The following is an 11,024-nucleotide window of genomic DNA, read 5'->3' as shown; positions in this document are numbered from 1 at the left end:
ATAGGAGGTACACATGTTTGAATATTTAAGACACTTAATAGCTACAGAAGACAATAAAGTAATTTTTATATTAACATTAATAGCGATAGCTATGATAATTGATTTTGTTTCGGGAACAATTGCAGCAAAAATTAATCCAGATATAAAATTTGAAAGCAAAAAAGGAATTAATGGAATTTTAAGAAAGCTCATAAGTATTATTGTAATGATTTTCTTTATTCCGCTTTCGGTAATTATTCCTAATGCGGTTGGAGCAACTTTAGTATATGTATTATACCTAGGATATTTACTAATGGAATTAAAATCAATTTTAGAAAATTTACAAAAAATGGGAATAAATATTACACTGTTTAATAATTTTATAAAAGAGATAGAAAATAATAAGCAATAAAATGGATTTTAAGCATAGTTTTTTTGATTAAGCATATAAATATATGCCTAATTTTTAATTAAATATTAAAAAATATATAGGAACTGGAAGTAAAATTTCTAGTTCCTTATTTATATAAAAAGGAGTGAAATATGGCAGAAAGAAAAGTAGCAGATATATCTGTATGGAATAGCGAAGATAATTTTGATTATGATGTATTCGCAAAAAATATAGACGGTGTAATCTTAAGAGCTGGATTCACTGGTTGGGGAACTGGTACAGAATGTAATGAAGATTCTTTATTATCTACACATATTAGGAATTTAAGAAATAAAACAAATTTAGGATTGTATTACTTCTCAACAGCAATGTCAGAATCAATCGCAAAGAAAGAAGCTAGATTTTGTTTAGATATTATAAAAAAATATAATTTGGATATAAAATATCCAATATATTTTGATAGCGAAAATTCAGGAAGTGATAATGGAATTGGACATCAACATTTATCAGTAAGCGAACTTACAAATGTAGCTAAAGCATTTTGTGAAGAGATTGAAAAAAATGGATATTCTGCAGGTATATACGCATCTACATCATGGTTTAATAATAACATGGATATGTCACAGTTAGATCATGCTGTATGGGTAGCAGATTATAGAGGATATAATGGCTATGGTGATGCGGGAATGTGGCAATACACATCAGAAGGAAGAGTAAAAGGATATAATGGGAAAATCGATCTAAATATTGATTATAGAGATTATCCAAATAGATTTAAAAATAGGCAATATAACTCAAAAAAAATACAAAAATCAGAATGGATAAAAGATGCGAAAGGTTGGTGGTATAGACACGCTGACGGAACGTATACAAAAAATGCTTGGGAAAAAATAAATAATAAATGGTACTATTTTAATGAAAAAGGTTACATGAAAACCGGTTGGGTTAAGTATAAAGATAAGTGGTATTATTTAGACTCGAAAAATGGCAATATGATATCAAATGAATTTAGAGAAATTAATAAAAAATGGTATAAATTTGATGACAATGGAAAAATGTTAGAAGAAGCATTGTTGAAAGTTAATAAAGACGGACAAATTGAAGAGATAAGATTTTAATAAAAATAGGGCTTGTATCTTAATTGATATAGGCTCTTTTTTTGTTTTAAAAATAAAATATTATCTGATAACATAATAATATAAAAGTATTAGGAGTTAGCAGTGAAAATAAAAACCAAAATTAGAAAAACAACTACTAAAGAAAAAGTAATTGGAATTTTTGGATGGGGAATATTTTTCTTAATATTATATTTAATATTTAGATAGGAGGGAAAATGGAAAATAAAACATCAGAATCTCAACTAAAAGCATCAACTAAATGGAATAAAAAAATAAGGATAAAATGAATCATATTAGAAATAGATCAGGAGCAGAAAATATATATTAAATGCAACTTTGGAAGAGATTCAAGAATTAGAAAATTTAATAGAACAAAGAAAAAAAGAGTTAGATTAGATAAAAGTTAGCCTACAAGTAGCCTACAAAAACACTTGAAAACTGCAGAAATGCATATAAGTGTATTCTCAAAGAGATAATATCATACAAATTACAAAACGTTGGAACGCTTATATTCCAACGTTTTTTAGTTGTATATAAAATTTGACAAATAATTTTGTTTGATATATACTATAGTAGTAATGAGAATCATTATCATTTTAAAAAGGAGTTAGTATGAAAAAATTAAAATTATTAAGTTTAGTTTTAGCTATATCAGTTGTTTTTGCAGGATGTCAAGCTAATAAGCCAAAAGAAACAATTAAAGAAACAGTGACTGAAAAACATGATCATAAAGATGACAAAAAAGATGATCATAAACATGATCACAAAGATGACAAGAAACATGATCATAAAGATGACAAAAAAGATGATCATAAACATGATCACAAAGATGACAAGAAACATGATCATAAGGATATGCCAACAGAATTAAAAGAAGAAGATATTAAGTCAATTGAAAAACATGGAGATCATTATCATATTAAAACAAAAGATGGAAGCGAATTTATAACTCATGAAGATCTTACATCTATGTTTCCAAATATAAAAGTTAAAGAATATAAAGGTGACGATCATCACGACCATGATGATAAGAAAGCACAATAATATTGATTGAAATTAATAATTAATTTGATAAAATTTGATTTTTTATATTTTTGTTGTATAATAGATTTAAATAAATAAATTTGAGCAAGCTAATATTTGTATATTAGCCCGGTCATTGAAGTAATGACAACAGAGTGTAATTAAACGCACTGTGGGACGGCACGATCGTTCTACAGTGCGATTTTTTTATATAACTGTAAAAATATTTTTTAAGGGAGACGAAAATATGTTGAATTATTTATTTAAGGAAAAACAAGGGAGATTTTTATTGCTGGGAATTTTATTTACAGTAATAGGCTTTATATTAGAATTTATGAAGGTTGATATATCTAAATATTTCTTTTACATTGCTATGATTTTTTGGGGATATTATGCTATTAAAAATACCTTCTTAGGTTCTGTTTAAGATAAAAAACTTAATGTAGATGGAACTATATCACAGTTTTAAATTGAGTAAAAAATTAAGTAAGATTATTAAACAAAATATGATTTTTTCAATTTCTGTAATAATCATACTTATTGGATTAAATTTATTTGGAATTTTAGATTTACCGACAGGAGTAATTTTCCATGAAAGTTCAACGATTCTTGTAATATTAAATGGTTTAAGACTATTAAAGTTTAAATAAATTTTGCATATTTAAAAATATTATTATATACTATAAATAAGTATAATTGTTTAATTTATAGGAGTTTAGAATGGATACAAGAGATTATATAAAAAAGGGGAGTTTAGTTACACTGTCAGCAGCAGTATTATTTTCTCAAGCAACAGTATTTGCTGAAGAATATAAGCTAAATAATAGTGTTCAGGTTTATAGTGAAGCATTAAATGCTAAAAATAGAATAAATAGTGTAAAAACTTATCCGAAAGGTAAATATTATATTTTCAAGAAAACTTATGGAATGTTGAATATTTCTAAAGAGGAAAATGTAGAAGGGTTATGGATAAATCCAAAAGATAATATAGAACTAAATATTAATAACCTTTATGATAAATCAAATATTGGGGATAGGTATGTATTATTAGAAGATGTTTCAGGATATATTAATTCAGATGATGCACTTTTAGAAAAAAATTCTGTAAATAGTGTTTTATCAGGAGAGTATTATATTTTTAATAAATCAAAAGGTATGATTAATTTAACTTTAGATAAAGATCAACCTGGAACATGGATAAATCCAAAAGATAATATAAATATAGATAATTTAAGTGAATCTATTGATTTGGTAAAAATAGAATCATCATTAGACGGATATATGAGCTCGGACGATGCTAAAAACTCTATAAATGGAGTTACTATTGTTGAACCTGGTGTATATCACGTTTATCGAAGTTATAATGGTATGGTAAATATCACTATGACAAAAGGTGAGCCGGGAGCATGGATAAATCCCGAAAATATAAAAATAGAAAAAAAACATTCTAAAACTACTGTAAAATCTGAAAAAATTAAATATGAAACGAAAAAAAATCCAGTAGGAGATTATACTTTAAGAGAAGACACCAAAGGGTATGATTCTTTGAATGAAGCTAAAAAACAAGGTAATTCTGTAAAAACTCTTCCAAAAGGAAGATACTATGTTTTAGAATCTTCTAATGGTATGATTAATCTATCAAAAAACTATAAAAATTCTGGGCTGTGGATTAATCCAAATGAAAATATAAATAAAGTAAAAGTTTCTAATTTCATACATGAATCTGTAAAATCTTCAAATAATAAGGTTGAAGATGTTGTCGATAAATATATTAAAAATGGTGTATCTAAAGAAGAAATTAAAGATTTAGGTTTTGATTATGATAATATTTTAGAAAAGACAAAGGAAAAACTTTTATCTGAAAAAAAAGAAGAAGTTGTTAAGGTTACTAAGCCTAAAGATGGTGTGAAAGTTATTTTAGAACATGATAAATCTGATAAAGCTAAAGAAACACATGAGAGTCAAAAGAAAATTTCATCAGAAGTAAAACAAGAAATTGCAACAAATAGTAATTCGCAAATTAATGATTTCAAGGATGAAGTATCACTAAAAGATAATATTTTCAGTACAAATAAATCAGAAAAAAATAAAAAATCGGATAAGACTGACAATATTGAAAACAAATCAGATTTTAAGGAAAAATCAGAAAAAAATATTGAAATAGATGTTTCAAATATAAAAATAACTGAACCTAAAGAAAATATTTTAGATGAAGAAAAAACAACTGTGGATTCAAAATTTAAAAAAGATGAAAAGTTTGTTTTAGATAAAGAAACAGATGGATATGTTAGGGCTGAAGATGCTTTATTAAAAATTAATAAAGTAAATACCTTGCAACCTGGAGAATATTTCATTTATAAAACAAATTCAGGCATGGTAAACATTTCTAGAGAAAAAAATAATTTAGGTATGTGGATTAACCCAAAATAGGATATAATATTAGGTGATAGGTGATTTTCTGTCACCTATATTTTTTAGGAGGAAATATGAAATTAAATGATAAAGAGATAATGGATGATTTACTAAAATTTTTAGATAAGTCAGTTTCTATGTATCATTCAACATTAAATTCTGTTGAAATGTTAAAAAAAAACGGATTTGAAAAATTAGAATTAACCGAAAGATGGAAACTAAAAAAACAAGGAAAATATTACTTAGTAGTAAATAACTCAACTGTAATAGGATTTGTTGTGGGAAATAATGAAAAATCAGGTTTTAAAATTGTCGGAGCCCATACTGATTCTCCAGGGTTTAAGATTAAGTCAAATCCGATTATTAAACAATCCGGATATTTACAATTAAATACAGAAGTATACGGAGGACCTATTTTGCAAAGTTGGTTTGATAGACCTCTTTCGATTGCCGGTAGAGTTTTTGTTAAAGGCAAGACTTCATATACTCCTGAAGTTAGGTTGTTAAATATAGATAAAGATTTAGTAACGATACCTTCACTAGCGATACATATGACATCTGTCGAAGAAAGAGGAAAAGTTCCAAATGCACAGACACAAGCACTTCCAATAGTTGGATTAGGTGAAGAATTTGATTTAGATGAATTAATAGCAAAAGAATTAGATATTACTAAGGATGAAATTTTAAGCCATGATTTATTCTTGTGTAGTAGGGAAAAAGCTAAAATATTGGGAGTTAATGGAGAATTTTTCCAATCAGGAAAAATTGATAATTTGGGGATGATTCACGCCGGCTTAGTTTCAATTATTAATGCTCAGGCTACAGACAGCACTCAAATATTTGTAGGATTTGACAATGAAGAAATCGGTTCATCAACTCAACAAGGTGCAGCAAGTGCTATGTTTAAGGATGTTTTGAAAAAAATATCTTTATCTCAAGGAAATGATGAACAAGATTTTATAAATCAAATTTATAAATCATATATGATTTCTGCAGATCAGGCACATGCAATTCATCCAAATTATATATCAAAGGCTGACCCGACAAATAAACCAAAATTAAATGAGGGACCGGTTATTAAAGATTCAGCAAGAAAATCATATGCTACAGATGCATTTGGTAAAGCTGTATTACTTGATATAGCAAAGGACAACGATATTAAACTGCAAATCTTTCACAATAGATCTGATTTAAGAGGTGGTTCGACGATTGGATCAATTATTGAAACAAATACAGGAATTAGAAATATTGATATCGGAAATCCAATGTTAGCAATGCATTCTATAAATGAAATGGCAGGAACAAAAGATCAATTATTGATGATTAAGTTAATGAAGGCGTTTTATGAATCAAAATAATTATTATGAAAATATCGTATAATAATATTAGATGGTAAAATATAAGATGAAGATAATTTATCTAATCTATTAAAAATTATAAAAAATAGGAGGAGAAATGATACCAACACCACATATAGGAGCGACAAGCAAGGATCAAATCGCAGATACAGTTTTAATGCCAGGAGATCCAAAGAGAGCCAAATTTATAGCAGATACATTTTTAGAAAATGTAGAACAATTTAACGATGTTAGAGGAATGTTAGGATTTACAGGGACATATAAAGGAAAAAGAGTTTCTGTAATGGGTTCAGGAATGGGAATTCCATCAGCAATGATTTATTATCACGAGTTATTTGTATTTTATGATGTGAAGACAATAATAAGGGTAGGTACAGCAGGAGGATTACAACCAAATCTTAAAGTTAGAGATATTATTGTAGCTACTGCAGCAAATACACCGGCATCAGTTGTTAGAGGAAAATTTGGAGAAATTCAATTTTCACCAACAGCAACATTTGACTTAGTGTTAAAAGCTCATGAATATGCAAAAAATAACAACTTAAATGCATATTTTGGAACAGTTTTATCAAGTGATGAATTTTACAGAAAATGGGAAAATGGAGTGATTGAAAACTTGATTAAATATCAAACATTAGGCATTGAAATGGAAGCAGCAGGACTATACATGTCGGCATTGGAAAATGGGAAACAAGCATTATGTATTTGTACAGTATCTGACAATAGCGAAGGGGAAGATTCAGCGGAAGTTAGAGAAAGAGCTTATACAGAAATGATGGAAATGGCATTGGAGATAGCATAAAAATTATATGTTTTGATAAAAGTAATTACGGACAAAAATTGTAAAAAAGCGTATTTCATCTGCTTTTTTCGAATAAAATCCTGAAAAATTACGGATGAAATTAAGAAAAGGTAAGATGTTGTCTGCTTTAAAAAAATTACAGAAGTATTTATAAAGATAGAGTATTTATTTAAGACTTTTGTTATGTATAAAACAAAAACTTGCTTAGATAATCAAACTAAAATTTGAAAATTTAAGCAAGTTTTTTAGGTTTTTTGTCAAATACCCATTGGCACAAGTAGTGAAGTTGAATTTATCCATTAACATTATTTGTTGTAAAACCATTATATTTATGAAATTCGCTTATTATTTAATATTTTTTTGACAACGATTTCTTTTTTTTGTATAATTTTTTTAAAAAGAAGAGAATATAAATATACATATAAAAAGGAGCAAAAAATAATGAAGAAAAAAAATATTTTATTTGCTATTTTAGCTTTAATAATTTTATTAACTAATTATAGTGTTGAAGCAGAATCGGTTTATGTACATAGAAATTCTAAAAAGCATTTAGTATATAATAAAAATGGTGTTAAGCAAGAAGCTTTTTATGACTATGGGACATTAGTTCCTTTTGACGATGCAAGGATATATTCGTATTGTAAAGGAAGTAAAACAAATTATGTTTCCATATATTATAGTGATTCTGGATTAAGTACTTTTAAGAGAAAAAAGATGACTACTAATGATGACGATGCTGCATATGTAAATTATACTTCCGGATATGATTATTTGGATGCAGATTCTTATGCATATAATGAAGGAGATATAACACAAGATTTAAATGTTATTAAATAATAAATAATTAAATATATTCTCTTCTTTATTGTTATGAAAAATTAAATAAAAAAATAAGGATAATTTTATGAAAAATTTAATGATTAGTATAAAGCTTTTGAAAAAAAATAAATTTATAAATTTTGTTATCATATGTCAAATATTTATTATGCTATTTTTTTCTGTTAAAAATATCAACGAAATGAGTGAGGCTATATCAGAATATAATTATCTTAAAAATAGTTCTTTAAATAATGGATTATTTTATATGAATAAACCGATTTACAACGAGAGGGAAGAAAATAATTCTAAATCAAATATTGAAGATATAAAAAGAAATTATAGTTTAATAAAAGAATATATAGAAACTCATACAGATGATTTTAAGGATTTTACTAGAGAAAAAATAAATTTTTATTTTTCAAACACTAAAAAAAATGTAATGATGTATGATAAAACTACATTAAATATTTTAAGTAGACATTTTGATAATAAGATAAATTTGAAAAAATTTGAAGGTTTGGTGCCGGCTTTAGTTCAAAACAAATATTCAAATGAATATAAAATCGGAGATATCATTTATTTAGATGATAAAAAAGATATTAAAATTAAAATTAAAGGATATTATGATAAAGATATAAAACTACCTTCATTGCAAATGATAACAAATAAATCATTTCCTGTTTCAGAACTATTTTCTAGAACGGCAAATGGTGCACCTATATTTATACTTGAATATGATGAAAATTTGTATAAAATATTTGAGACTATAGGGGAATCATATATTGAAAATAATATAATATATTTTAAGGATAATTTAGAAAAAGAAAAAATTAATGAATTTGAAAAATATATAAAAGAAAATAATTTGGGATACTATCAATTTACAAAAGATTTAATATCAGAACAATATAAGTTGTTTTTAAATATGATGCAAAGATATTTGGATATAATGATATCTTTTGTCGGAATATTAATACTTACAATAGTTGGAATGGCATATATTAATAAGGATTTATTAAAAAATAGATTTAAGATTTATATTTTCAATGGTGCTTCCAAAAAAGATTTGTATTTAATAACTTTTTATAATTATTTTATAATTTTAAGTATGAGCATATTACTTTATATTATTTTTTATAAGATTGTAGGTGCATATTATTGGACTGGTTTTTCAATTTTAAGAGGATTTGATGCTATAGGTAATTCATCTATTATAAGTTTTAATACAGTAACGTTTTTTATTGTAATTATCGTTGCAATTTTATTAAGTACGGCTATTTCGCTTTTACCGGTATTAGAAATAAAAAAGCAATTAAAAAATAGAGGTAAAATATGAGATTTATATTAAAAGAAATATTTAGAAACATTAGACAAATGTACTTATATATAACTGTATTAGTTTTATCTACAGTTTTTTGTTTTCAAATTCTATCATCAAATCAAGTAAGGATAGAAAATAGAAGGTCATTAACAGATAAAAATATTACAGCTACATATCAATTTACTGATTCATATAAATCTGTATATAAGGATGCAGTAGAAATATTAAATAAATACAAAGATATACATATATTTGATATAAAATATAAATTTCCTCAAAACTTTAATATTGAAATGAATAAAAGGGGAGAATTTCGTATTAACAGATTTTTTTATACAATGTTTAAGATGAATAATAAATTTCAAATATATTCCGGGAAAATTCCGGATTTTAAATCGGATGATTTAGAAATATCTATTCCTCTTACATATTCATTAAATAATGAAGTGAAAATAGGGGATCATATTGATATTAATGGAACGGATCTTAAAGTAATTGGAATGACAGATTATACAGGAGGAAATAATGCGTTTGTTATTTCATTAAATACTGCAAAAAAATTAAATATGAAAGCAGTAGAAGCAGAAATAAAGTTGAAAGATGATATATCAAAAGAAGAAAGAATTAAAATTTATAATGAAATAAATAATTTGATGGGCGAAAATGTTTTTATAGATATTGATACATCAGGTGGTATGATGGAAAGTATTCCCAGAATGTATCCTATAATCACTATATTGTTATTTTTATCAATATTTAATATATTATTTGTTTATTGGAATATTTTAAACAATAGAAAGAGAAGATATTTTATATATAATTTTTTAGGTATTAAAAAGAGACAGTTTTATAAAATGCTTTTATCAGAAGTTGTTATAATTTATATTTTATCATTTATTGCAGCATGCTTAATATTTGTATGTATTGATAGTATAATATTAAAAAACATTTTTAATTTATATAGATATTCATTAAAGATAGAATTTATAATATTTATATTTGTGTTGTTTTTAATTCTTTTAGTTATATTTACATATTTTGCAATTAGAAAATACTTTAATAAATCAGTTATAGAAATTTATAAGGAGAATGTATGATGATTGAGATAAAAAAAATAAATAAGTATTATAACAAAGGTAAGGAAAACGAATTACATGTTTTAAAAGATTTAGATTTTGAACTTGGATTAAATGAATATGTATCTATAATGGGAACTAGTGGAGTAGGAAAATCTACATTATTAAACATAATCGGCTGTTTAGAAACTTTTCAAAGTGGGAGTTATCTATTTAATGGAAGGGATGTATCTAAATTAAAATTAAAAGAAATTGAAGATATTAGAGGAAAAAAGATAAGTTATGTTTTTCAAGATTATATGTTAATTGAAGAAGATACGGTTATTGAAAATGTAAAAACTCCATTATATTTTAATAACAAAATTTCATTAAAAGAAATTAATAAAATGGCTCATTCAGCATTAAAAAAAGTCGGATTTGGTAAAGATTATTATAATAAAAAAGTATCGAAATTAAGTGGTGGACAAAAACAAAGAGTAAGTATTGCCAGGGCTTTAGTGAGTTCTCCAAAATTAATTTTAGCAGATGAGCCTACGGGAGCTTTGGATGAAGCAACATCAGAAGAAATTATGAAATTGTTTAGGAGTTTAATTTCTGAAAATATTTCAATAATTGTGGTAACACATGATATTAATGTAGCTAAAAAAACTGATAAGATATATGAAATTATAGATGGAAAGATATTTTTGAAAGAATAATATAATAAAAAACTTGCTTAGATAATC

General features: G+C 25.3%; 12 protein-coding genes. All 12 read left to right on the top strand.

Annotated features, from left to right (window positions below):
• The first annotated feature begins 13 nt into the window (after positions 1-13).
• The 12 genes from EQF90_RS06325 (at position 14) to EQF90_RS06270 (ending at position 10,997) form a co-directional block, all read left to right on the top strand.
• Entirely contained in the window at positions 14-391 is a 378-nt protein-coding gene (locus tag EQF90_RS06325; RefSeq protein ID WP_134711468.1) for a phage holin family protein, read from the top strand.
• A gap of 131 nt (positions 392-522) precedes the next feature.
• Positions 523-1,488 (top strand): GH25 family lysozyme, encoded by a 966-nt coding sequence (locus EQF90_RS06320; protein WP_134711467.1) that lies wholly within the window; start codon positions 523-525, stop codon positions 1,486-1,488.
• 612 nt (positions 1,489-2,100) lie between these two features.
• Positions 2,101-2,532, top strand: a complete 432-nt coding sequence (locus EQF90_RS06315; RefSeq protein WP_134711466.1) for a hypothetical protein — start codon at positions 2,101-2,103, stop codon at positions 2,530-2,532.
• A 226-nt stretch (positions 2,533-2,758) separates the two neighbouring features.
• Complete coding sequence (locus EQF90_RS06310) at positions 2,759-2,938, top strand: hypothetical protein (RefSeq protein WP_134711465.1); 180 nt, start codon at positions 2,759-2,761, stop codon at positions 2,936-2,938.
• Positions 2,939-2,981: 43 nt separating this feature from the next.
• On the top strand, positions 2,982-3,161 hold the full coding sequence (locus EQF90_RS06305) for a hypothetical protein (RefSeq protein ID WP_134711464.1): 180 nt from the start codon (positions 2,982-2,984) through the stop codon (positions 3,159-3,161).
• A 70-nt stretch (positions 3,162-3,231) separates the two neighbouring features.
• Positions 3,232-4,941 (top strand): hypothetical protein, encoded by a 1,710-nt coding sequence (locus EQF90_RS06300; RefSeq protein ID WP_134744878.1) that lies wholly within the window; start codon positions 3,232-3,234, stop codon positions 4,939-4,941.
• Positions 4,942-4,997: 56 nt separating this feature from the next.
• Complete coding sequence (locus tag EQF90_RS06295; RefSeq protein WP_134712049.1) at positions 4,998-6,281, top strand: M18 family aminopeptidase; 1,284 nt, start codon at positions 4,998-5,000, stop codon at positions 6,279-6,281.
• A gap of 97 nt (positions 6,282-6,378) precedes the next feature.
• Complete coding sequence (gene deoD, locus EQF90_RS06290; protein WP_134712048.1) at positions 6,379-7,083, top strand: purine-nucleoside phosphorylase; 705 nt, start codon at positions 6,379-6,381, stop codon at positions 7,081-7,083.
• A 441-nt stretch (positions 7,084-7,524) separates the two neighbouring features.
• A complete protein-coding gene (locus EQF90_RS06285; RefSeq protein WP_134712047.1) occupies positions 7,525-7,920 on the top strand; it encodes a hypothetical protein in 396 nt (131 codons plus the stop codon).
• A 67-nt stretch (positions 7,921-7,987) separates the two neighbouring features.
• Positions 7,988-9,238 (top strand): ABC transporter permease, encoded by a 1,251-nt coding sequence (locus tag EQF90_RS06280; protein WP_134712046.1) that lies wholly within the window; start codon positions 7,988-7,990, stop codon positions 9,236-9,238.
• Positions 9,235-10,320: an FtsX-like permease family protein gene (locus EQF90_RS06275; RefSeq protein WP_134712045.1), complete on the top strand. Its 1,086-nt coding sequence runs from the start codon at positions 9,235-9,237 to the stop codon at positions 10,318-10,320. Before EQF90_RS06280 ends, EQF90_RS06275 begins: the two co-directional genes overlap by 4 nt.
• Positions 10,317-10,997 (top strand): ABC transporter ATP-binding protein, encoded by a 681-nt coding sequence (locus EQF90_RS06270; protein WP_245151219.1) that lies wholly within the window; start codon positions 10,317-10,319, stop codon positions 10,995-10,997. Before EQF90_RS06275 ends, EQF90_RS06270 begins: the two co-directional genes overlap by 4 nt.
• Positions 10,998-11,024 lie beyond the last annotated feature (27 nt).

It is taken from the genome of Helcococcus ovis (genome assembly GCF_004524775.2).
Taxonomy (GTDB): Bacteria; Bacillota; Clostridia; order Tissierellales; family Peptoniphilaceae; genus Helcococcus; species Helcococcus ovis.
Note: the sequence above shows the minus strand (reverse complement) of the source record. Positions and strands in the feature narration are given on the sequence as shown.